Genomic DNA, 23773 nt, shown 5'->3' with positions numbered 1-23773 from the left:
CGTGGTTCGACCTACCTGCCAGCCCGCTTTCGATCGGGGCTGGCGAGTCATTCAAGCGAGGCTACATGCGATTTGGATTCATCGGCACCGGGACGATCACACAGGCTGTCGTGAGCGGCATGCTCAGATTCGGCGTGCCGTTCGAGCGGATAGCCTTGTCGCCGCGCAACGCACAGACGGCTGCCGAACTGGCCGCACGCGATGGGCGTATCAGCGTGTGCGCGAGCAATCAGGCGGTGCTGGATAGCTCGGATGTCGTCTGCCTTGCCGTCGTGCCGCAGATCGCGGCTGACGTACTGGGTGACCTGACATTCGATACGCGGCACCATGTCATCAGCTTCATGGCGGGCATCTCGCTGGAGCAGTTGCGCGGGCTGATCCGCACGGATGGCGCCATCGCGCGCGCGGTGCCGTTGCCCGCTGTCGCCGAAGGCAAGGGCAGCACGGCGATCTGTCCTGCGGACCCGATTGCCAAAGCGCTGTTCGCGCCGCTCGGCGAAGCCGTCGAAGTGGACAGCGAAGACAAGTTCGACGCGCTCTCGGCTGTGACGGCGACGATGGCGAGCTTCTACGCGGTGCTGGAAGAGCAGGCGTCGTGGCTCGTACGTCAGGGGCTGGACTATGAAGACGCTCGGGCATTTTTGTCCGGCTATTGTGTGGGTCTCGCGCACGACACGACCCGCACTGCGCAGCCATTTTCGGCCATGGTGAAGCACAGCATGACGCCTGGCGGCATCAACGAGCAGGTACACAACGAACTGTCGCGCCGTCGTGCTTACGCGTTGTACGGCGATGCACTCGATGGCGTGCTGCGGCGAATCAGCGGCAGCACCTGAACGGCCGGCGGCGGATAATCGTCGGACACGGGCGAGGTTAGCGCGGGCAGCCGCGCACTGGGGTTGCCCGCGATTGCCAGCCGCTGCGAACCATCGCACACTTATTTTTGAACGGGCGTTTAAGGCCCGTTAAGCCGCTGCTGTATCGGGTATCCGCTCCACAGGTGAAAGCCATGCAAAAGAAACAGTTGTTTGCCGACCGCCTGCTCGCGCAGATGCCTTCGCTGCGCGCGCTGCGCTGCTTCGTCACGGCTGCCCGATACGAAAGCTTCACGCAGGCCGCTGAAGTGCTGTGCGTCACGCAGGCGGCCATCAGCCGGCAGATCAAGGAACTGGAAGATTCGCTGGAAGTCGCGCTGTTCGAGCGTACAGGCAGGCACATCGCGCTCACGGATGCCGGACGCATTCTGTACAACGCGTCCTATCTGTCGATCATGAACATCGCCGAAGCGGCCGAAGCCGTGCGTCGCACCGACCGTCACGCGTTGACGCTTTGCGTGTCGCACACGTTCTCGGCGCTATGGCTGTCGTCCAGATTGCCGTCGTTTCGCAAGCGCTTTCCGGAGATCCGTCTGCATGTGATGGTGACCGAGCATTTCATGGAGCTGGACGGGCTCATGGAACCGGACGTCATCATCACGAAGAATCCGCCGCGCGAGCCGGAGTATGAAATCGAGCCGCTGTTTCATGATGTCGTGTATCCCGTCTGCAGCCCGTTGTTCCATGAGCGGCATTTCCACGCAAGAGCGCTGAAGCCGCTCGATCTGCTGTCGCATCCCACCTTGCATCTGTCGCTGCTGGGGCGCGCGCAGGTTTGCGAGCATGTCGACTGGCGCGTGTGGCGCAACTGGTTCCAGCAGGGCGACGGCACGGACCGGCTGGTCGAGAACGAACACTTGGAGAGCAACGACTACCGCCTGCTGGTGGCGCAAGCCGAAGCGGGCGAGGGCACGCTGCTCGGCTGGCATCATCTCGTGCATCGTCAGGTCGAGCAGGGGCGGCTGGTGCGACCCGTGCAGGACGCGCTCGAATTCAACGACCGCTATCACTACCTGATCACACACAAGAACGCGAAGCAGCGGCCCGAGTATCTGCAGTTCCGCGAATGGCTAGGCGAGGAAGTCGGCGCGATGATGGGCGAGTGGCGCGGCGCCGAAGCCGAAGCGACCACGAAATAGCGTAGCGGTGCAGACAGCATGAGCGGCCACGCGTCCCACAGCATCGACACCGGCAGCGGCGTGTCGGGCGCCCCACTTCAAACCGGCGCGGCGAGTGCACGGCCATTGCGCTTTGGCATCGTGCTATTGCCCAACTTCACGCTGACCGCGTTTTCGGGTTTCGTCGATCTGCTCCGGCTTGCCAGCGACGAAGGCGACATGAGCCGGCCGGTGCGCTGTTCGTGGACCATCGTCGGGGAATCGCTGGTGCCCGTCAGGGCGAGTTGCGGTATCCAGGTCACGCCGTGGACCACCTTCGCGGAAGCGGGCGAGTTCGATTATGTCGTGGTGGTCGGCGGCCTGTTGCACTCGGGGCCATCGGCGAGCAAGGCGACCTTGCAGTTCATCCAGGATATGGCGAAAACGTCCGCCACACTGGTCGGCATCTGCACGGGTGTGTTCGCATTGATGCGCGCCGACGTGATGGCCGGCTATCGCATCTGCGTCAGCTGGTTTCACTATTGGGATTTCGTCGAGCGCTTTCCGGCTGTCGACGAACGCATGCTGGTGGCCGACCGTCTGTTCGTCATCGACCGGCGGCGCATTACCTGTTCGGGCGGACGCGCGTCGATCGATGTCGCCGCGGCCATCCTGTTGCGACATGTCGAGGCCACCATCGTGCAGAAGGCGCTGCGCATCATGCTGGTCGACGACGCACAGAAGGGCAATGCGCCGCAGCCGCATCCGCCGGGACTCGAGCCTGCAACACACCCGAAGGTGCGCCGCGCGATCCTGCTGATGGAGCAGCATATCGGCCAGCCGTTGAGTCTCGCCGAACTGGCGCACAGGCTGGAGATGTCGGTCAGGCAACTGGAGCGCCTGTTCGCCGCCGAAACGGGCAAGTCACCGCATGCCTATGGACGGCAGATCCGTATCCGCATGGCGTCGTGGCTGCTGACGAGTTCGGACCGCACGGTCGCGGATATTGCCACGTCTTGCGGCTTTTCCGACGCATCGCATCTTGGCCGCGAGTTCAGAAAAGAGTTTGGCGAATCGCCGATTGCCTATCGCGTCGCGCGTCCGCAAAGCCATGCGCCGGCGATGGCCGCAAGCTGACACACTGCATTCTTATCACAGGAACCACACGATATGACGACGGCACAACTGCCCGATGAAATGGTGCTCTTTGGCCTGAACGTCAAGGGCGCACGCCGCTGGTACGCGATCGACGAGCGCGACTGGCGCCCGATGTTCATCGGCGATACGCCGCTGCCCGGCTTCTCGTGGATTCCCGTCGGCGAAGACGACAACGGCGCGTGGACCAGTTACTGGATGCGCCTGCAACCGGGCGCACGTTCGCTGGAGCATCGGCATGATTCGACCGAGCTGATCATGATTCTCGAAGGCATATTCACGGATGACGACGGCGCCGATTTTCTGCCCGGCCAGACGGTGTGCTATGCGGCGGGCTCGCGGCACAGCACGTCGTCGGCGCAGGGCTGTACGGTGCTGGTGGTTGCGCATACGGGCTCGACGGTCGTGTCTAACGCACAAGGCTGACACGCGCCACGCGAGCTAAACGGTCAGCGCGCCATCGGCCAGGCTTAATCCAAGGGACAAGATTTGAAACCACCTGTTGCAGGCCCCAAAGGCTATCGCCGTCTGATTCCTTCGATGACGGCGCTCGTCGAGTTCGAATCGGTTGCACGTCTGCGCAGTTTCACGGTCGCTGCCAACGAACTGGGTGTCACGCAGGCAGCCGTTAGCCGGCAGGTCAAATTCCTCGAAGAGACGCTCGGCATCCGGCTCTTTCATCGCCTGCACCGCTCGATCGAACTGACGGAAGAAGGCGAAGCGCTGTATCTCGTCGTGGCCGGTTCGATGCAGAAGATCGCGAGCGTATTCGACCGGCTCTCCAGTGGTCCCGTGCAGCAGGAACTGGTGCTGGCCTCGACATCGGCGTTCTCGCATTTCCGTTTGTTGCCGCGTCTCGCCTCGTTGAAGAACGCATATCCGAATCTCCAGTTGCGACTTTTCACGCAAATGTTTACGGCGGATCTGCGGCATAAGGACATCGATGTTGCCGTGCGCTTCGGCAACGGACGCTGGGGCGACGGCACGGCGACGCTGCTGTTCGACGAAGAAGTGTTTCCCGTATGTTCGCCGCGATGGGTGGAATCGCATGGCATGCCTGACACGCTGCAGGACATCGCCAACATGGCGCTGATCGAATCCGATTCGACCTCGGAAGGCTGGATGGGATGGGAGGCATGGTTCGGCGCCGTCGGCCTCGACGCGCTGCGCCTGAACTTCGCGCTGCGCTGCAGCCTGTACACGGATGCGATCCAGGCCGCCCGTTACGGCCAGGGCGTCGCTCTCGGCTGGGGCAGGCTGGTTCACGATCTCGTCGCGGCGGGCGAACTGGTGCGGTTGCCCGTCGCGTCGCTGAAGACAGACGATGCGTACTTCATCGTCGTCCCGCACGGACGCCCTCACACGCCGGCCATCGACGGCCTGATCGAGTGGCTGCGCACCGATGCACTCGCATAATCCAAAGTCATGCCAGCGCGAAAATAAAGCGCGTTGACGCCCTTTTTCGTCAATCCAATACTGGGTTCATCGCGGGAACGTTACAGCGTCCCACATCCCCTGAACGTTGGAGAAGACGATGTCCGAAGCGCAAGGCAAATCTCATGGCGATCTGATCCGCAGCCGCCCGTCCGGGCATGGCATGCCCGGCGAGCTGTTCGGGCGTCAGGATGTCTTCGAGACCGATGTCGAGGTGTTCTTTCACAAGCACTGGATTCTCGCGGGCGTCACCGCCGATGTGCCGGAACCCGGCGATGTGTCCGTCGTCGACATCGGCAAGGCGTCGATCATCATCGTGCGCGATGACGACGACAACGTGCGCACTTACCGGAACGTGTGCCGTCATCGCGGCGCGCGTCTGAAGGAGGCGGGCAAGTCGACGGTCGGCATGCTGGTGTGCCCGTATCACCAGTGGACTTACGATCTCGACGGCAGCCTGCGCCACTCATCGCACATGGGCAAGGATTTCGATGCCACGTGCCGCAGCTTGCGGCCTGTTCATACGAAGATTGTCGGTGCGCATATTTTCGTGTGCCTCGCCGACGATCCGCCGGCAGACATCGCCAGGCTCGAAGCCGCGATGACACCGCGCTTCGCGCCGTACGACCTGCAGAATACGAAGATCGCTTTCGAGCAGGAGATCATCGAGAACGGCAACTGGAAACTCGTGATCGAGAATAACCGCGAGTGCTACCACTGCGCGGGCACGCATCCGGAATTGACGGCATCGTTTCTGCCTGAAGACTTTGGCTTTTGCCCGGACAACCTGAACGACGAGTCGCTACGCGCATTGGAAGAGTACAAGGCGCGCAACGCCGCGTGTCAGGCGAGCTGGGAGCAGGATGGCTTCGTGAGTGCGGCTGTCGAATGGCTCGACGAAGACGCCGTCACGCAGTTCAGGACGCAACAGCTGGTTATCGCAAGCAGCGGCGAGTCGCAGACGATGAGCACTCAGGTGGCGAGCACGCGGCTGCTCGGCAATCTGCAGCGCCGCGATCTCGGCGACACGCATCTCTGGACCCACAACTCATGGACTCATGTGATGAGCGATCACGCCGTGATCAGCTACATCATTCCGCTTGCGCCCGACAGGACCCTGGTGCGCTCGAAGTGGCTCGTCCACGCCGATGCCGTGGAAGGCGTCGACTACACGCTGTCGGACCTGACCGAAGTGTGGATTGCGACCAACATGCAGGACAAGCATCTCGTCGAAATCACCCATGAAGGCACGCAAGATCCCGCCTATGAGCCGGGCACGTTCTCGCCGTTCACGGAAGCCTACGTGGACCAGTTCTCGCGCTGGTATGCAGCGCGTTTGAGCGCACACGGCGTTTGAGGGAGATCACACGCATGAACGCCATCGAACGGATAGTCGATCCCTTTACGGATGCCGCCACATGGGAACGCGGCAGCGCGCTCTGGCCAAGCAATCAGCGGCAGACGCTGACGTGCTGCCGCGTGATCGACGAAACGCATGACGTGAAGAGCTTTGCGTTTCGCACCGACGACAGCTTGCCCGTGCGCTTCGAGCCGGGGCAATTCCTGACGGTCTGCGCGTCTGTCGCAGGGCAAAGCGTGGAGCGCTGCTACACGATCTCGTCGCCGCCGACACGCCCCTGGCTGCTGACGATCACGGTCAAGCGCGTGCCGGGCGGCGTGATGTCCAACTGGCTTCACGACAACCTGAAACCGGGAGGCCAGCTGGCAGCGTACGGTCCTTCGGGAGCCTTCACGCCGACCGGCACGCGTGCCGCAAAGCGGCTGTTTCTGTCGGCGGGCTCTGGCGTCACGCCTTTGATGTCGATGACGCGCGCGAGCATCGATCTCGGTCTCGACAGCGACATCGCCTTCGTGCACAGCGCAAGAACACCAGCCGATATTGTCTTTCGCGACGAACTGCGCATGCTGGCGAAGCTCTCGCCGCGTTTGCGCGTGTTCTTCGTATGCGAAGGTGCTGGCGACGAGCCTGACTGGGCGGGAGCGACAGGCCGTCTCAGTCTGCCGCTGCTGGCGCAGTGGCTTCCCGATTACGCCGAACGCGAGGTCTACACGTGCGGCCCGGCCGGGTACATGAGCGCAGTGCGCGCGTTGCTGCGCGAAGGCGGGCATGATCCCGAGCGCTATCACCAGGAGAGTTTCGATCTTGGCGCGGACGCACCGCAGGCAACGGCGCCCCCGATCGTGCCCACGAGCCAGCAGACGTACACGGTCAAGCTGTCACGCTCGGCCAGATCGTTCACGATGAGCGCCGCGGAAACGGTGCTGGCTGCCGCGAAAAAGGCGGGCGTGGCCGTGCCGTCGTCGTGCAGCCAGGGTGTATGCGGCACCTGCAAGACCAAATTGCTCGACGGAAGCGTCGATATGCAGCACAACGGCGGGATACGCGACAGGGAAATCGTCAAAGGTTTCCGGCTCCTGTGCTGCAGCCGCCCGACCTCCGATCTCGTGCTGGAGCTATGACCGATGAGTGAAGCTGATCGCAACATGCTGCCCGATGTCAGGGCATACCGTCTGGCACGCGTGCAGGAGCAGTTGAAACGGGCGAACTGTCCCGCGATCCTGCTCTATGATCCGGTGAATATCCGCTATGCGACGGATACGTCGAACATGCAGATCTGGACAGGGCGCAATCCGTCGCGCTACGTGATGATATTTGCCGATGGCCGCGTGATCGGCTGGGAGTTTCACAGTTGCGAGCACGTATGGAGCGGACTGAGCCTCGACGTCGAGTTGCGTCACGCGATCAGCTGGACCTTCTTCAACGCCGGCCCTGATGTCGAATTGCGCGCGCAGGAATGGAGCGCGGAGATCCTCGACGTGTTGAGCGTGCACGCACCGGACGAACGCCGTCTCGCCGTCGACCGGCTCGATCCGTTCGGCGCGGCATGTCTGAGCAAAGGCGGTATCACGCTGCTGGACGGACAGGCGATGATGGAAATGGCGCGCAGCATCAAGTCGCCGGATGAGTTGACGCTGATGCAGGAATCGATACGCACATGCGAAAAGGGCATCGAGCGCATGTACAGCGAGCTTCGGCCGGGCATCACCGAGCAGGATCTCTGGGCGCATCTGCATTACGAGAACATCCGCCACGGTGGCGAGTGGATCGAAACGCGGCTGCTGTCCTCTGGCGAAAGGACCAACCCGTGGATGCAGGAATGTTCCGCGCGTGTCTTGCAGCCAGGCGAACTGCTGGCCTTCGATACCGACATGGTCGGCCCCAACGGTTATTGCGCCGACATCTCGCGGACATGGACAGTCGGTCATGTCCGTCCCACGGACGCGCAACGCACGCTCTACGCAGCGGCGTTTGCGCAAGTGCAGTTCAATATGGATCTGCTGCGCCCCGGCATGACGTTCCGTGAATTCTCGGAGAAGGCGTGGAAGATACCGGACGTGTATCTGAAGAACCGCTATAGCTGCATCGTGCACGGCATCGGTATGGTGGATGAATATCCTGCTGTCGCGCATCAGGTCGATTGGGCGAGTGGCGGGTATGACGGCCAGTTTGAAGCGGGAATGACGCTGTGCGTCGAAAGCTATATTGGCGCCGAAGGAGGAACCGAGGGTGTCAAGCTCGAACAGCAGGTCGTGCTGACGCAGGAAGGATGCGTGCCGCTTGTGTCGTGCGGGTTCGAAGCGGATTGGCTCTAGCAACGCCGTGTGAGGGGAAGACCGGGCAGAATAGCCGTTCCATCGCTTGATAGGGCTTGTCAAACCGGGTGCGGACTTGTATCAGTGTTATCTACATTGTCTGTGAGGGCACGGCGATGAGTACATTGACAGCGAAGATCCGGCACGAAGTCATGAAGGCGCTGCCGCCGACTATTTTCTTTTTCGTAATACTGCACATCGTTGCGTTGATTCGTGCACTGATGGTGCGCGGTACGGGTGTGTCGCTGCCGGTGTCGGGTTCGGTACTGCTGGCGTCGCTCGTGCTCGGCAAATCGGTGCTGATCGCGGATATGCTGCCGTTCATCAACCGCTTTCCGGAAAAGCCGCTGATCTGGAACGTCGCGTGGAAAACGCTGATGTATGCAGTCGTTGCGCTTGTCATACATTATTTCGAGCGGCTTTACGAGTACTGGAAGGAGGCGCACGGGTTTGCCGCCGCTAACGCCCAGCTATGGGCCGAGATCAGCTGGCCGCGCTTCTGGGCGATCCAGATTCTTCTCGTGACGCTGATCCTGATGTACTGCATAGTCGGGGAACTGTCGCGCGTTCTGGGCCGCGACACGCTCAAAGCCATTTTCTTCGGACCTTTGCCGCCGCCGCGGAAGTAGGGCGAACCTTGCCTGTTCTGAACGGAGACATTGCATGGCTTCATTCGTCGATCATCCCGCTGTCATGTTCGTGGTCCTTTTCGCGCTGTTCGTGGCGTCCGTGGCGCTTGGCGCCTACTGGCTGCGCCGCAGATCGAATCTGCAGGACGCCGACCGCGAAGACTTCAACACCGTCCAGACGGCGACGCTGACCTTGCTTGCGCTGCTGGTCGGCTTCAGTCTTTCGATGGCAGTCGGCCGCTATGACCAGCGCAAGAATCTGGAAGAGAACGAGGCCAACGCCATCGGCACGGAGTACGCGCGCGCGGATCTCGCGGAACCCGCGACCGCCGCGAAGATCAAGGACGGACTGGTCCGCTATACGAAGCTGCGGATCGCCGACTATCTGACACGCGATGAAGACCTGCCCGACCTCGACCGCATCAATCACGACACGGGAACCCTTCAGTCGGAACTGTGGCGCCTCGCGACCGAGGTCGCGAAAGACAAGCCAACACCGATCGGCGCGCTGGTCGTCGCGGGCATGAACGACGTGCTCAATTCCCAGGACTATTCGGAGGCAGCCCGCATCAATCGCATTCCGCTCGGCGCCTGGTTTCTCATGTTCGTGATTGCGATGTTGGGATGCTTCGTTCAGGGCTATGGATCGAAAGGCTCGTTGCGCAGAGGTCTGCTCGTGACGATCTTGCCCGTGACGGTCGCGTTGTCGCTGGCGCTGATTGCCGATATCGACAGCCCGCGCGGCGGCATCATCCACGTGCAGCCGCAGAATCTCACGCGGCTCGTGCATTCGTTCGGCCAATGATGGGGCGGGACGCAAGACTCAGCGCGATCCGATTTCCGCGAGCAGCCATTCCCTGAACGCCACAACAGGCGCAGCATTCTCACTTTCCTTGCGGAACACGAGATAGTACGCAAGCTCGCAGCTTTGTATGTCCGCAAACGGCTGCACCAGGCGGCCTTCGGCGAGATCGCGTTCGACCAGCGTGGGCCTGCCGAGCGCGACGCCATTTCCCGAGATCGCGGTCTGGATGGCAGCGGCAGAATCGGTGAGTTGCAAGCCGCGATCGCAATCGACCGTCTTGCCGTAGCCTGCCTTCTGCAGCCACGAACGCCATGTCGGAAACACCCCGAAGTTCGACATCGAGGTATCGTGGATCAGCGCGTGATGCCGAAGTTCAGCGGGACTCTTCAGCGCATGTTTGCCCTTGAGCAGTGCCGGGCTGCACACGGGAAAAAATTCGTCGCGCAGCAGAAACATCGCGACCAGATGGGGCCACGCGCCTGCGCCGTAGCGAATGCCTGCATCGACACGGTCGGCGGTGAAATCGACCAGATGCCCGCTGGTGTCGATACGCAGGTCGTAATACGGATGTTGTGTCTGGAACGACTGCAGACGCCACAGCAGCCATTTGTCGGCGAAAGCGGGCGGCACGGTGACGGTGAAGACGATGCGCGACTTGCTCGCCTTGAGTCGCTCGACGGCTGTTGAAAGCAGGTCGAAGCCGCTCTGGAGATCGGGCAGCGCAGACCGGGCGGCATCCGTCAGCGTGAGACGGGACGGTCCCGATGTCGAGCGATGAAACAGTTCGATGTCGAGGTAGCTTTCCAGTCCGCGTATCAACTGGCCGACAGCGGCAGGTGTCACGTTCAGTTCGGCGGCGGCTGCCGGATAGCTCAGATGGCGTGCAACCGCTTCGAAAGCCCGCAATGCGTTCAGGTTATTCGGTGCTCGCATAGCCGTCAGCCACAGAAGGAAGTGCCGTCGATTGTGGCCATATGCCTGGCAGCGGTCAAACGAGCCGTCGGTTGGCTCGCCGGCGAAACCCCGGCAGGGTTTCGCCGGCAACTGCACAGCCGCATCAGATTTGCGTCATGCCACCGTCTACCGCCACTTCCGTGCCCGTCACGAACGACGCATCGTCGCTTGCGAGGAACAGTGCGGCCTTGGCCACTTCCGACACGGTGCCGAAGCGCTTGAGCGGCACGGCAGCGGTGAGGGCTTCGCCCGCCTTGCGCAGATCGGCATCAGGGAGACCCATCTTGGTGGCGAACGGCGTGTCGATCGGGCCAGGGCTGACCGCGTTGATGCGAATGCCACGCGGCGCGAGTTCGGCGCCCAGCGAGCGGACCAGCGAACGCACAGCAGCCTTGGTGGCCGACAGGATGGACAGGCCCGGCGTGCCGACTGCGTTGAGGAACGACGTCGTCACGACGATGCTGCTGCCTTGGCTCAGGTAAGGCGCGGCCTTTTGAATCGTGAAGAAAAGGCCGGTGAAATTCAGCGCAAACTGTTCGTCGATCTGTTCACGCGTTACGGCTTCGAGCGGCGCTGCCTTGCCCGCACCAGCGTTGGCATAGATCACGTCGATGCGGCCATGCGTTTCGATCACTTCGGCGATAGCGCGATCGATCTGTTCCGGATCGCGCAGATCGGCACGCAATGCTGTTACTGAATCGCCGAGTGCGCGTTCCGCGTCCTTCAGACGTTGCGCGTCCGAACCGATGATCACCACCTTTGCACCTTCGTCGCGGAACAGCTTGGCCGCTTCCAGACCGATGCCCGACGTGCCGCCCGTGATCAATGCAATCTTGTTTGCCAGCTTCATGATGATGCTCCTTGATTCCGTGTTGAGTTCCAGGGTTTTGGGAAGCACGCTTGGTTGCGTCCCGGTGACTCAACTATCGGCGTTTGGAGCCTGCGCGACAAACTAGAAGATCTGTAGGGGTGGGATAGAAAAACTATCTGGGTGCTTCGCACGAGCGATCGGTCTGAAATTGCGTTGAAGTATTTCGTTTCGAATCTGGCGGCACTGCAGATTTGAAAGACTGACAATTCGCAACACGAGTGTTCGCCCAACCCGTAACAGTTATGCGGAATGTGGGTCGATTCAGCGATACCAAATGATAGACTTTGCGCCGCCCGTCGCATCGGCAAGAAACCATTGGCCTACGAACCAAGACAAGCAGAACACCGACAACATGAACCTGATACGCCTTGTGCTCTTTGCGACTGTGATAGCGCCCACATTCGCACACGCTGGATGCGAAGACAGACTGCAAGCGTGGACGAATCAGCTGCATCCGGGGCGCAAGATAGCAACGGATTTTGCGAGCTGCAAGGCATGGCCTGCGAATCCCTCGCTGACACTGGCGCTTCTGCCGCTGCCGCAAAAAGGCAATAGCGACGATGAAGGCCAATACGATCTGGACATTCTGATTGCCGATTCCAACTCTGGCGCTATCGTCGCTCATGATTTTCAGCCATCGGCGATCACGTATGACGCGATACGCCTTTCCAGTCTTTCGCTGGATACTGCGCGCTATCAGCTGACGCCGACTGATCGTGCGTTTGGCGTACGTACCACACAAGGGAACACCTCGCGGGTCGCACCCTATGAAACGACTGCGCTGAGCCTGTATGTGATCGACGGCACGACCGTGCGTCGGGTTCTTGAACGGCTGGTGATTGCATCGAACACCGGCGAGTGGGATGGCAATTGTGCCGGAACGTTCGACACGACGACACGAACGATCGATATTGGGCGCGCAGGCAGCGACGGCTACGCGGCGTTGAAAGTGTCGGAAAAAAGCGAGCACAGGCAGGACAAGGTGCGCGGTGGTTCCTGTGACGAAGGCAGTCCAAGCCTTCAGCGTTCCAGTTTCACACTCGAATATCGCAATGGACGCTATGGCGTGCCTAAAGGGCTGCAGGCCGATTGAGCTGCATCGCGATCGATATGTCGTGTTGCCGCTGAACGGCCAGGTCAAGAAGTGAAAAGCGCTTCAATGATCGGCCGCGCGCTTGCGGGCAAGCGATCTCGCGATCAGCAACCCGCCTACCATCACCGCGAGCGAGATCAGCGTGGTCATCGTGCCGAGTGCGTAGATCACGGGCGTGGTCACCGATGTCGTCAAGCCCTGCAATTCCAGTGGCAAGGTGTTCTGATCGCCGATGGCCTGCGAGGTGCGTGCGATTTCGTCCCACGACAGGGTGAAGCCAAACATCGCCACGCCGATCACGGAAGGCCCGATGATGGGCAGCACGACGTTCTTGAACGACTGCCACGGCGATGCGCCCAGATCGCGTGCCGCTTCCTCGTACGCAGGGTTGAAGCGGTTGAACACGGCGAACATCACGAGCAGGCCGAACGGCAAGGTCCACGTGAGATGCGCGCCGAGCGCCGACGTATACAGGCCCATCGACGTGGTCCATGTGTCTGCAATCGACTGAAAGCCCCATGACGTAGCGAGATATTTGATCAGCGTGTCGAGCAACCGGAACGTCAGGCCAATGCCGAGCGATACGATGATCGACGGCATGATCAGACTCGCCACCGACACATAAAACACGGCGGTATCGCCGCGAAACCGACGCCTGAATGCGAGGCCCGCACTGACGGAGAACAGCACCGTCAGCAACGTCACGGCCAGCGCGAGCTTGACCGAGCGCCCGAACGCACCCCAGATATCGACATCACCTACGCCGTCGCGCAACGCCGCAAACCAGTGCAGCGACACGCCACGCATCGGAAACGTCAGTCCGCCCTCCGGACCCTGGAACGACAGGATGAAGATCGTGATGACGGGGCCATACAGAAACAGTACGAACAGGCCGAATAGCACCGCGAGCCAGTAGAAGCTCGCGGGCCGGCGCTCGCGATGCCTGAGCGAAACACTCATGTCACAACTCCTTGCGGATATCGACGGCGCGCGTCAGCGCCCACACGATCATGAGCACCACCGCGAGCAGAATGATCGCGTTGGCGGCCGCAGCGGGAAACTGCAGATAGCCCGTTTGCACCTGGATGATCTTGCCCACCGACGCGATCTGCTGACCACCCATCACGCCGACTGTGAGGAAATCGCCCATCACGATCGTCACGACGAAGATCGAACCGATCACGATGCCCGTTTTCGACAAAGGCAGCACGACATCGCGGATCACCTGCCAGCCCGCGGCGCCACCATCGCGCGCGGCTTCGAGCAGCGAGCGGTCGATGCGCATCATCGCGTTGAAGATCGGCACGATCATGAAGAACGTGTACAGATGCACGAAAGCCAGCACGACGGAGAAGTTCGAATACAGCAGCCATTCGAGCGGCTGATCGACCAGATGCGCCGACATCAGCGCCTGATTGACGAGCCCGTTGCGGCCGAGCAGCGGAATCCACGAAATCATGCGGATCACGTTGGACGTCCAGAACGGAATCGTGCAGACCAGAAACAGCACCGTCTGCATTGCCGTTGTGCGCACATGGAAGGCGAGGAAGTACGCAATCGTAAAGCCGAGCACGAGTGTCACGGCCCAGACGATTGCGCAGAACTTCAGCGTCGACCAGTAGGTCTTGAACGTGACGCAGACATCCGTGAGCGAGCTGCAACCGTCGAAGATCGCCGCGTAGTTCTTCAGCGTGAACGCCGGGATGATCTGATACTCGTTGAAGTCCCAGAAGCTGACGATCAACGTGATCACGAGGGGCACGATAAAGAACAGCGCGAACGTCACCGTGAGCGGCGTGGCCTGCAGCCACGCGCTCACACGCCGATGACGCACGGTTGCCGGCTTCGCCTGCTGAAGAAAATCGACCGAGGCCATCGTCAGACTCCGCGCGTGGTAGTTTGCATCGTCATGCTGCGATGAACTCGTTCCACTTCTGCACCATGTAGATGTTCTCGTCCATCACGGCGTTCCAGCACGCAATCGAGCCCATGCGCTGGCTGTACGAGCCGCCGTCGCGCGTCGCGCCTGCTTTTTCGAGCAACTGGCCGTCGGGTGCCTTGATGTCCTGCGCGGCGGGCTTGCCTTCCATCCAGTAGTCCCATTCGTACGCCTGCATGTGCGTGCGCGCCGTTTCCGTGACACCGGGGTAATAGCCCTGCCGCATCAGATACGCGCCCGCCCAGCCGTCCTGGAACCAGTTGACGAACTCATACGCGGCATCGAGCTTCTTGCCCTGCAGCGAACGCGGAATGCCGAAACCCGACGCCCACGAGCGATAGCCTTCTTTCAGCGGCTGGAACTTGCAGGCAATGCCCATCGTGCGAACCTTGGTGACGGCGGGCGACCACATCGACTGGATCACGACTTCACCTGAAGCCATCAGGTTCACGCTCTCGTTGAAGTCGCGCCAGAAGGCACGGAACTGGCCAGCGCGCTTCGCTTCGATCAGGATCTTGATGGTCTGGTCGATCTCGGCCTTGGTCATGTTGCCCTTGTCGCCGTACTTCACGTGACCCATCGCTTCGATCGCCATGGCCGCATCCATGATGCCGATAGCAGGAATGTTGAGCAGCGCGGCCTTGCCCTTGAATTGCGGATTGAGCAGGTCCGCCCACGTCGTCACCGGACGCGGAATCAGGTCGGGGCGAATGCCGAGCGTGTCGGCGTTGTAGGTGGTGGGGATCAGCGTCATCCACTCGGTGGGCGTTGCGGAAAACTCAGTGGAACGCGCACCCTTGAGGAACATCACTTTCTTCGGCGCAGTGCCTTGATCGCCGATCTTCTTGCCGTCCACTTCGCCCTTCGTCAACACGGGCGTGATCTTGTCGGCGAGCTTGATGCGCTTCGTGTCCATGCCCGCGAGCGTGCCTGCGGGAATCAGCTTCTTCAGCGAAAAGTACTCGGTATCGACGATATCGAATGAATTGGGCTGCGTGATGATGCGCTTGGTAACGTCATCGGTTGTGACGGCAACATATTGAATCTCGATGCGCGTGTCTTCCTTGAATTTCTTCGCAATGTCCGCGCTCTGGTTCACAGCGGTGCCGAGATAGCGCAACGTGATCTTCTCCTGCGCGTGCACATACGGAAAACCGGCGATGCCCGCAGCCGCAACCGCGCCTTTGATGAACGTGCGGCGTGAGATGCCCTTGCCTGCGGTCTCTTCTCCAGCCTGTTGCACGCGTGCGACTGCCTTGTCGTCGTTCATTGCTTTCTCCTCTTTGGAAATGGTCGTTGCGTTGTCGTTGAACGCTTCAGGCTGCAAGGGGATGGGCGTTCTGCTCATCCCACCAGACCGTCACGCGCGCGTCCGGCCCGAGTCGTTGTGGATCGTAGTCGGCGTCGCTCATCAGCGAGATCAGCGCAGGCGAACCATCGAGCGGATCGAGCGTGATGCGCAGATGCGTGCCCTGGTACTCCGCTTCGCGCACCTTGCAAGCCAGTCCACCGATGCGGCTCAGGCCGCCTTCTCCCGCACTCGTGCCGGGCGTCACGCCTTGCGGCGCGATGCGCAAACGGTCGGCGCGCACGGTGAACAGGCCGCTGCCCGCACCGAGCACGTTATGGCCGCCGAGAAAGCGCGCAACGAATTCGGTGCGTGGGCGGTTGAAGACTTCGAAGGGCGTGCCGGTTTGCTCGATATGGCCGTGGCTCATCACGACGACGAGATCGGCGAGTGCCATCGCTTCTTCCTGCGAATGCGTGACGTGCACGAAAGTGATGCCGAGTTCTTTCTGCCAGCGCTTCAGTTCGGCGCGCATCTGCACGCGCAGGAACGGATCGAGCGCGGAGAGCGGTTCGTCGAGCAACAGGCAGCGCGGTTCGTTGAGCAACGCGCGCGCAAGTGCGACACGTTGCTGCTGGCCGCCCGATAGCTGGGACGGTTTGCGGTTCGCATAGGCCGACATCGCGACGAGTTCTAGCAGTTCGCCCGCGCGTTTTCTGCGTGCTTCCTTGGCGACGCCGCGCATCTTGAGGCTGAACGCGACGTTGTCGAGGGCTGAGAGATGCGGAAAGAGCGCGTAGCTCTGAAACACCATCGCGGTGCCGCGTGCAGCCGGTTGCTCGCGCGTCACGTTGCGTCCGCCGATCAGCACATCGCCTTCGGAGACCCATTCGTGACCCGCGATCATGCGCAGCGTCGAGGTCTTGCCGCAGCCGGACGGACCGAGCAGGCAGCAGTAAGCGCCGCCGGGTATGCGCAGATCGATGGCATCGACGGCGACCGAATCGCCATAACGCTTCGAAACGTGCACGAGCTCGATGTCGGCTGGGCTTGCATGAACCACGGTTGATGCCGGCTGAACCATGAAGGTCTGTCCTGTAGAGAGGCACGAATGGAGTACAGCGAACTTGCGGCGCACGACACATGCAGCGCGCAGCTTCTGCAAGTCATATGCCATTCGTGATGCGCGGGACAGCGCACGCATGCCGCAATGCCGCCTGGCAACGCGTGTCGACAGGTTGGCGCGCATATTGCACACGATTGCGCACCTCGATCGTCAGCACTTGCGAAGGCGTTCCGTGTGCAATCGCAGTGCAGGTTCCGTTCGGATTGGGGCACAACCTAACCAAACCGGGTCATTAATATTTGACAATGAACGACTTCAAGCGCGAGCCGGGCGGTTCTTTCGGCCCACTGACCACACATGGCCGCTTCGGCTATCAGGCGATACACGAGGGCGATACCTATGACTGGCCGAACGGCTCGCGGCTCGCGGTGTATCTCGGCTTCAACCTCGAACACTTTGCATTCGGAGAAGGGCTGGGCGCGGCACTCGGGCCGCTCTCGCCGCAGCCCGACGTGCTGAACTTCAGCTGGCGCGAGTACGGCAATCGTGTGGGCGCGTGGCGCTGTATCGAACTGTTCGATGCGCTCGATATGCCTGCGGGTACGCTGATCAATACATCGCTGTACGAGCATTGTCCGGCGCTGATCGAAGCGTGCGTCGCGCGCGGCGACGAACTGATTGCGCACGGTCACACCAACGCGCAGCGTCAGAGCGATCTGGATGAAGACGGCGAACGCGCGCTGCTGGCCCATTGCCAGGCGCGCATGCTTGAGCAATCGGGCGCGGCGCCGTCGGGATGGCTGTCGCCATGGATCTCCGAATCGCACCGCACGCCGGACCTGCTCGCGCAGACGGGTTATCGCTACACGCTCAACTGGTGCCACGACGACCGGCCTATACGCATGCAAACGAAGCACGGTTCGCTCTGGTCGGTTCCCTATCCGCAGGAACTGAACGATCTTCCCATGATCATGGCGCGGCAGATGGACATGCGCGACTTCGCGGATATGATCATCGACCAGTTCGACGAGATGCTCGAACAGGCCGCGCGTGGGCCGCAGGCGCTGGTGATGGGCATTGCGCTGCATCCGTATATCGTTGGCCAGCCGTACCGGCTGCGGCATTTGCGGCGTGCGCTCGCACATATTGCCCGCGCGCGCGACGATATCTGGCTGACGACACCCGGCGCGATTGCGCGTCATGCAGACGAGGCCGTGCGCGCGGCGGCGCAAGCCGCATGAGCGCCGCGCCGATGGACATCAAGCGAGAGAAGCCCGGAAAGAGCGAGCGGCCGGATGTGGAGAGCCGCATCTATCAATCGATCTTCGAAGGCGTGCTCAATCGCAGGCTCACGCCCGGCACCAAACTGCCTGAGCCGGAGTTATGCACGCTGTTCGGCGTGGGGCGCGCGGTGGTGCGGCGCGCGCTGGAGAAGCTCGCGCATGACGGCATTGTCGTATTGCGTCCGAACAAGGGCGCCGTGATCGCGCAACCGACGCGCGAAGAGACGCGCGAGATCTTCGAGGCGCGGCGCGGGGTCGAACGGGCGCTGGTCGAACTGGCGGCGCAGCGCGCGAGCGTCGAGCAGATTGCCGAATTGCGCCAGCAACTCGCCGATGAGCACGTGGCCATGCATCGTTTCGATCAACCGTCGTGGGCGCGGCTCGCGAGCGAGTTTCATCTGCGGATCGCGGCGCTGGCGGGCAATGCGATTCTCGAGCGCTATCTGACCGAACTGATCTCGCGTTGCTCGCTGATCGTGGGCGCGTATGAACCCGTAGGCAACGCGCCGTGCGAGCACGACGAGCACACGGCGATTCTCGATTGCCTCGAGGCACGCGATGCCAACGGCGCGATTGCACACATGATGGCGCATCTGCAAAGCCTTGAGGCGCGCATCGAAACCTCGCGCATGCCGGGCAAGAAGCGGCTTGCGCAACTGCTCGGCATCGAAGAACCTGAACGGCAAACGGCGATGGAGTGATATGGAAATCGACTTCGAATCGATCACCGAATACCAGCGCTACAAGCTGATGGCGAGTCTGATCGTGCCTCGGCCCATCGCGCTCGTGACCACGCTCGGTGCAGACGGCACTGTGAATGCCGCGCCGTTCTCGATGTTCAACATGCTGGGTGAAGAGCCGCCTATCGTGATGATCAGCATCAACCGGCTCGCGGACGGCACGCTCAAGGACACGGCGGTGAATATTCCGCGTGAGAAGCAGTTCGTCGTACATCTCGCCGACGAAGCGATTGCGCAGCAGATGCATCGTTGTGGCGAACGCTTTGCCCCGGATGTCAGCGAGCTCGATGCCGTGGGTTTCACGGCAGTGCCTTCGACGCGCGTCAGGCCGCCGCGCATCGCGCAGGCGCCTGTTGCGTTCGAATGCGAGCTTTGGGAAACGCTTGAAACGGCGAGCCGCCATATCTTTATCGGCAAGGTGCTGATGCTGCACGCGCGCGATGAATTGATCGACCGGGAAGCGTGGCGCGTCAGGTTGCAGCACTACTTCCCGGTGGGGCGCTTCGGCGCGAGCGACTATGTGACGACGCGGGACAGGTTTGAGCTTTGATTCGCGGCCCTCGCCTGAAAGGCGGCGGTCTCTTTCATCTCACGCTTCCTCGCGCAAAGGTCCCGGTGGGACCACGACTTCCACCTTGCCCGTCGCGACATCGTAGACGAGGCCCGACACGTTTTCGTGATCGGGCTTTTGGCCCGATACCCGTATCGAGTACATAAAAATTACCGTCTTTCAGTTTTAATCCGGTAATGATTGACCCAATGTATTAAATGTCAATTGTCAATTCAATATGATTCGATTGGCATATAGAAATTAAAAAGTGAGTTAGATGTTTTATTCATCTGTTTTTTTGTAGAATCACGCGCATTCAATTGGGGAAAAATAAGAGGCGTTATGGGGGCGCTGGACATAATCGCTGCTATCTCTGGCGGAGTGGCGCAAGGCGACCGCCTCGTGAAGCTGGATACGCCGCTCGGAAACAATATTCTTTTACCGCAACGCGTTGTCGGGAGTTCGCGTATTGGGCGCCATTACGAATTCACCGTCGATGTCATTTCGACTTCGCCTGATATCGAACTGAAGAAACTGATTGCGCAACCAGTCACGCTATGGGTCCTGCAGTCAGATCGCACTTATGCGCCGCGTAATGGTTATGTGCATACGGCGCGCAGGCTCGGCTCCGACGGTGCATTGACTGGCTATCAGATCGGTTTTGCTTCGTGGATGCATTTCCTTAAGTTTCGGCGCGACCAGCGCATATGGCAAGACGTGAGCGCGGAACAGATCATCAGCGATGTGTTCAACGCACATCCACAGGCGCAAGGGTGGTTCCGCTTCGCGCTGTCGAAAGCCTTGCCCGTCCGTTCGTATTGCCGCCAGCATGAGTTCGACTGGAACTTCGTACACAGGCTGCTGGAAACGGAAGGCCTGTATGGCTTCTGGGAGCAGGGCAAGGATGGCAAGTCGCACACGCTCGTGATCACGGACACGCTGTCCACCTTTGACGCCTTGTCGCCACAGACGGTCAGTTTCTACCGGGCCGGCACGAACAGCGAGACGGATGCGCTCACGCAGTGGTCCGGCACGCGAACGCTGCAAAGCACCTTGCTCACGACGCGCACGTTCGACTACAAGAGTCCGTCGAGCGCCCACAATGCAAAGGGCACGAGTACGCCCACCATGCCCAACCAGGGGACGTTGCCCGCGCAGGCCGAGGTCTACGAATATACGGGCGCCTACACGTATGGACAGCAGAATCGCGGCGATGCGCTGTCGCGCATCCGCATGGAAGAGTGGGAGTCTCGCGCGAAACGTTTTCATGGCGCAGGCGGCGTGCGCAATATGGATGCGGGGCGGCGCTTCACCCTTGGCGGCCATCCGGATCATGATCGTGATCCTGCCGGCGAACGCGAGTTCGCAGTCATCGAGACAGTATGGACGATCGAAAACAATCTTCCCGCTTCCAGTGGTGCACCCGTGTTTCCGCACAGCCTGGAGGATGCGCTGGCGGCCGTGCGCGGGAGCCATGAGGGCGACGGTGCTGTCAACGTGAAACCGGCAAACGGCAGTAATGGTTTCTATCGCATCGAAATCGAGGCGCAGCGTACAAATGTGCCTTATCGCAGCCCGTTCGATCACCTTAAGCCACAAGTGCAGATGGAATCGGCGATCGTCGTCGGTCCGCAGGATGAAGAGGTCTACACCGACGAACTGAACCGCATCAAGGTGCGCTTCATCTGGGACCGGCTAAATAATGGTGACGAACGCGCGTCGTGCTGGGTGCGCGTCGCACAATCGGACACGGGTAGCGGATACGGCGGCGTGCATCTTCCGCGTGTGGGCGAAGAAGTATTGATCGATTACATCGATGGCGATTGCGACCGTCCGATTGCCGTTGGGCGCGCATATAACGGCGCTAACGCGCCGCAATGGCATTCGAATGGATTGCTGTCGGGACACCGGTCGAAGGAATTCGGCGGCAGCGGCTATAACCAGATGGTGATGGACGATGCGACAGGCCAGAACCGCGTGCAACTGTATAGCAGCAGCGCGAACAGCTTTTTGCAACTGGGCTATCTGATCGCGCAGAACGGCAATGCGCGAGGCGCATATCTGGGTAGCGGGTTCGATCTCGGTACGGACCAGTACGGCGCGGTGCGCGCGTCGAAAGGCCTGTACGTGACAACGTATGCAAAAAGCGCAACCAGCCAGCAGATGGATACTAGCGAGCCGCTTCAGCAACTGACGCAGGCGCATGGCGTGATCGGGAGTATGTCGTCGGCAAGCGAAACGCATCAGGCGGAGAGCCTGAAGGACGGTTCCGACGCCTTGAAGTCGTTCAGCGATGCAACACAGAAGAACGTGGCGGGCGCGGCATCAAATGGATTGACTGCGGGTGGCGGAACAGGAAACGCCAACGGTTTTGCAGAGTCGGCCATGTTGTTGGCCAGTCCTGCGGGGATTGGCCTGGCGACCCAGCAATCGCTGCATGCATCGGCCGATCAGCACGTCAATCTTGTCAGCGGGCAGAGCACGTATCTCGCGACAGGTGGATCGTTGGTGGCGAGCGTCGCACAGAAGATCAGTCTCTTTGCGCAGAATGCGGGCGCAAAGCTCTTTGCCGCCAAAGGCAAAGTCGAAGTGCAGGCGCACTCGGACAATATCGAAGTGACTGCACAGAAAAGCGTGAAGCTGATATCGGCAACCGGGAACATCGAAGCGGCGGCGCAGCAGGAAATTCTCCTGACGTCGGGCGGCGCGTATATTCGCATCAAGGGCGGCAACATCGAAATCCACGCGCCGGGCATGATAGATATCAAGGGAGGCCAGCATCAGTTCAGCGGCCCGACGCAGCAGTCATATCCGTTGCAGTCTTTGCCGATTCCTTCCGACATGAAGCGCTACAGCAACAAGGTAGACATGTCGGGGCTTGACGCTATTTCACAAGACGCTCAGGCGAATGGTGCGAGCCATGTTTGGGGGAATACGCCGTACTACGTCACCGATGCATCCGGCACTGTGCTCGCTAGCGGCGTGACGGACAGTGTTGGCCAGGGTGCGCGCTTCTTTACGCGCGAGTCGGAAGACGTGCATGTGTGGATGGAAAAGGACGAGTGGCTGAGCAGCGAGGAAGTCGAAGTGGCTTCGGCTGCACCGGGTGCAACAGCTGCGCCGGACTGTTCATATCTCGACGGTTCAAAAGGCCGCATCGACGCACCGAGCGACTTCTACACGAAGAAAAACACCGTTACGCTAGATGCCGGCAAGGACGCGAAGTTCCAGTTTCCGGGCGGCGGCGTGCAGAACGCGACGCAGTATCACGCGATGGTGAATGATCATCCGCTCGATATTCTGGTGCCGAAGGCTGGCTCACCTGCTGGTTCGGCGCTGCCAGACCCGCAGTCGATCTCGAAGGCGTTGGAGACTGTGCCGTCGCAACAACTCGAGCACCTGAGTCGCGTGTCGATCAATCCGGCGCCGAACCCTCAGGATGCCGCGTGGCAGAAAATTTACAACAAACCTGATTTCTATTCGGCGGCAACGGCTAGCGTCTCGCAGGGCGTTGCGTTTTATCCGTGGAAAGACTGGAAGACGATTCCGCAGCAATACATCGACAGTACGATGACGCATGAAACCGGTCATCTCTGGAGCGAAACGCTCTGGAAGGACGCTGCATCGAAGCAGCGTTATCTGGATGCCATCGCCAGTGACGGCAAGCCGCCATCGGCGTATGGCGCGAACAATCCAACCGAGGATTTCGCCGAATCGGCCAATATGTACTGGTCAAGCAAGGGGACGCCTTGTGAGCAGGAAGGACGAAAACGCTATCCAGCCCGTTATGACTACTTCGACAAGATTGCTAAATAGAATTTTCCATCACTCGGCAGTCGTTGCCGTGAGCGCGTTGCTCGTGTGCGGTTGCGCAGGCACTTTGGGAGCCAACAGTATGTCCAGTTCCATTCCACCCGGTGCGCAGGATCCGCACAAGCCGCATCCGGGCTCGATCAACATCAGGTACGCGTGGAACGGCTCGACGGAAACCTTGAAGGCTGCTGATTTTCCGGACTCGTTCACATTCCGCTGCAGCGATGCAAGGGGGAATCCGAGTGAGCGGGAACAGGCAGCATGGTGCATTCCCGTGGTCGAGATCGAGACGGTCTCGGTGGACAAGGCCGGTAAGCCTGTCGCACCCAAAGACGCTGCGTCGATTACAAGTTCTGTGTATGGACCGGGCCACACGTTTCTCGAGCACGTGACCTCTGGCCCTGCCGCGGGCAAGTGAGTGCAGCTGTCTCTTTTTTTCATCTCCGAGCCCCCCACCATCTCCGAGCCCCCATCCCCGAGGGGGTGGGGGTGTGATTGTGGGGGGG

Annotated in this window: 23 protein-coding genes; 16 read left to right on the top strand and 7 right to left on the bottom strand. The window is 60.8% G+C overall.

The features are described 5' to 3' along the window. Window positions 1–65 precede the first annotated feature (65 nt). From DK391_RS05650 to DK391_RS05605, 10 genes are all read left to right on the top strand, one after another. Entirely contained in the window at window positions 66–836 is a 771-nt protein-coding gene (locus DK391_RS05650; RefSeq protein WP_109477010.1) for a pyrroline-5-carboxylate reductase, read from the top strand. Window positions 837–1009: 173 nt separating this feature from the next. Continuing rightward, the gene (locus DK391_RS05645; RefSeq protein ID WP_109477009.1) at window positions 1010–2014 is read left to right on the top strand and encodes a LysR substrate-binding domain-containing protein; all 1005 of its coding nucleotides are present in this window, start codon (window positions 1010–1012) and stop codon (window positions 2012–2014) included. 18 nt (window positions 2015–2032) lie between these two features. Then, window positions 2033–3109: a GlxA family transcriptional regulator gene (locus tag DK391_RS05640; protein WP_239482715.1), complete on the top strand. Its 1077-nt coding sequence runs from the start codon at window positions 2033–2035 to the stop codon at window positions 3107–3109. Window positions 3110–3142: 33 nt separating this feature from the next. After that, the gene (locus DK391_RS05635; RefSeq protein WP_109477008.1) at window positions 3143–3553 is read left to right on the top strand and encodes a cupin domain-containing protein; all 411 of its coding nucleotides are present in this window, start codon (window positions 3143–3145) and stop codon (window positions 3551–3553) included. Between the two features lie 114 nt (window positions 3554–3667). Then, window positions 3668–4543 carry a LysR substrate-binding domain-containing protein gene (locus DK391_RS05630; protein WP_109477007.1) on the top strand — a complete coding sequence of 292 codons (876 nt, stop codon included), beginning with the start codon at window positions 3668–3670 and terminating at the stop codon, window positions 4541–4543. A 118-nt stretch (window positions 4544–4661) separates the two neighbouring features. Then, window positions 4662–5918 carry an aromatic ring-hydroxylating dioxygenase subunit alpha gene (locus DK391_RS05625; protein WP_109477006.1) on the top strand — a complete coding sequence of 419 codons (1257 nt, stop codon included), beginning with the start codon at window positions 4662–4664 and terminating at the stop codon, window positions 5916–5918. 14 nt (window positions 5919–5932) lie between these two features. After that, on the top strand, window positions 5933–7042 hold the full coding sequence (locus DK391_RS05620; RefSeq protein ID WP_109477005.1) for a hybrid-cluster NAD(P)-dependent oxidoreductase: 1110 nt from the start codon (window positions 5933–5935) through the stop codon (window positions 7040–7042). Window positions 7043–7045: 3 nt separating this feature from the next. After that, a complete protein-coding gene (locus tag DK391_RS05615) occupies window positions 7046–8236 on the top strand; it encodes a Xaa-Pro peptidase family protein (protein ID WP_109477004.1) in 1191 nt (396 codons plus the stop codon). 116 nt (window positions 8237–8352) lie between these two features. Next, window positions 8353–8865 carry a hypothetical protein gene (locus DK391_RS05610; protein WP_109477003.1) on the top strand — a complete coding sequence of 171 codons (513 nt, stop codon included), beginning with the start codon at window positions 8353–8355 and terminating at the stop codon, window positions 8863–8865. A 34-nt stretch (window positions 8866–8899) separates the two neighbouring features. Continuing rightward, complete coding sequence (locus tag DK391_RS05605; protein ID WP_109477002.1) at window positions 8900–9670, top strand: hypothetical protein; 771 nt, start codon at window positions 8900–8902, stop codon at window positions 9668–9670. 18 nt (window positions 9671–9688) lie between these two features. Here the strand turns inward: DK391_RS05605 and gcvA are convergent, their stop codons facing one another. Then, window positions 9689–10603 carry a transcriptional regulator GcvA gene (gene gcvA / locus DK391_RS05600; RefSeq protein ID WP_109477001.1) on the bottom strand — a complete coding sequence of 305 codons (915 nt, stop codon included), beginning with the start codon at window positions 10601–10603 and terminating at the stop codon, window positions 9689–9691. 124 nt (window positions 10604–10727) lie between these two features. Next, window positions 10728–11474 (bottom strand): SDR family oxidoreductase, encoded by a 747-nt coding sequence (locus DK391_RS05595; protein WP_109477000.1) that lies wholly within the window; start codon window positions 11472–11474, stop codon window positions 10728–10730. 373 nt (window positions 11475–11847) lie between these two features. Here DK391_RS05595 and DK391_RS05590 point away from each other — a divergent pair, with 373 nt between their 5' ends. Continuing rightward, entirely contained in the window at window positions 11848–12588 is a 741-nt protein-coding gene (locus tag DK391_RS05590; protein WP_162600692.1) for a hypothetical protein, read from the top strand. 63 nt (window positions 12589–12651) lie between these two features. Here DK391_RS05590 and DK391_RS05585 read toward each other — a convergent pair whose 3' ends face one another. Genes DK391_RS05585 through DK391_RS05570 form a run of 4 tightly spaced genes read right to left on the bottom strand, consistent with a single transcriptional unit; the run spans window position 12652 to window position 16899 of the window. Next, entirely contained in the window at window positions 12652–13548 is an 897-nt protein-coding gene (locus tag DK391_RS05585) for an ABC transporter permease (protein ID WP_109476998.1), read from the bottom strand. 1 nt (window position 13549) lies between these two features. Continuing rightward, the gene (locus DK391_RS05580) at window positions 13550–14464 is read right to left on the bottom strand and encodes an ABC transporter permease (protein WP_109476997.1); all 915 of its coding nucleotides are present in this window, start codon (window positions 14462–14464) and stop codon (window positions 13550–13552) included. A 31-nt stretch (window positions 14465–14495) separates the two neighbouring features. Then, entirely contained in the window at window positions 14496–15797 is a 1302-nt protein-coding gene (locus DK391_RS05575) for an extracellular solute-binding protein (protein ID WP_109477166.1), read from the bottom strand. A gap of 46 nt (window positions 15798–15843) precedes the next feature. Next, complete coding sequence (locus DK391_RS05570) at window positions 15844–16899, bottom strand: ABC transporter ATP-binding protein (protein ID WP_109476996.1); 1056 nt, start codon at window positions 16897–16899, stop codon at window positions 15844–15846. Window positions 16900–17186: 287 nt separating this feature from the next. Between DK391_RS05570 and DK391_RS05565 the strand changes: the two genes are divergently transcribed. Genes DK391_RS05565 through DK391_RS05555 form a run of 3 tightly spaced genes read left to right on the top strand, consistent with a single transcriptional unit; the run spans window position 17187 to window position 19454 of the window. After that, window positions 17187–18122, top strand: a complete 936-nt coding sequence (locus tag DK391_RS05565) for a polysaccharide deacetylase family protein (protein ID WP_109476995.1) — start codon at window positions 17187–17189, stop codon at window positions 18120–18122. 11 nt (window positions 18123–18133) lie between these two features. Then, window positions 18134–18865 carry a GntR family transcriptional regulator gene (locus DK391_RS05560; RefSeq protein WP_109477165.1) on the top strand — a complete coding sequence of 244 codons (732 nt, stop codon included), beginning with the start codon at window positions 18134–18136 and terminating at the stop codon, window positions 18863–18865. Between the two features lies 1 nt (window position 18866). Next, window positions 18867–19454: a flavin reductase family protein gene (locus tag DK391_RS05555; protein ID WP_109476994.1), complete on the top strand. Its 588-nt coding sequence runs from the start codon at window positions 18867–18869 to the stop codon at window positions 19452–19454. A 39-nt stretch (window positions 19455–19493) separates the two neighbouring features. On the opposite strand, the gene DK391_RS45580 is transcribed toward DK391_RS05555, so the two are convergent. After that, window positions 19494–19619, bottom strand: a complete 126-nt coding sequence (locus DK391_RS45580) for a hypothetical protein (protein ID WP_275426810.1) — start codon at window positions 19617–19619, stop codon at window positions 19494–19496. A 177-nt stretch (window positions 19620–19796) separates the two neighbouring features. Between DK391_RS45580 and DK391_RS05545 the strand changes: the two genes are divergently transcribed. Then, the gene (locus DK391_RS05545; RefSeq protein ID WP_109476993.1) at window positions 19797–23270 is read left to right on the top strand and encodes a type VI secretion system Vgr family protein; all 3474 of its coding nucleotides are present in this window, start codon (window positions 19797–19799) and stop codon (window positions 23268–23270) included. 79 nt (window positions 23271–23349) lie between these two features. Beyond that, the gene (locus DK391_RS05540) at window positions 23350–23685 is read left to right on the top strand and encodes a hypothetical protein (RefSeq protein WP_109476992.1); all 336 of its coding nucleotides are present in this window, start codon (window positions 23350–23352) and stop codon (window positions 23683–23685) included. The last annotated feature ends 88 nt before the right edge of the window (window positions 23686–23773 follow it).

This window comes from Paraburkholderia sp. C35, assembly GCF_003121405.1.
Taxonomy (GTDB): domain Bacteria; phylum Pseudomonadota; class Gammaproteobacteria; order Burkholderiales; family Burkholderiaceae; genus Paraburkholderia.
The sequence above is the reverse complement of the archived record's forward strand: the minus strand, read 5'-3'. Positions and strand labels throughout refer to the sequence as shown.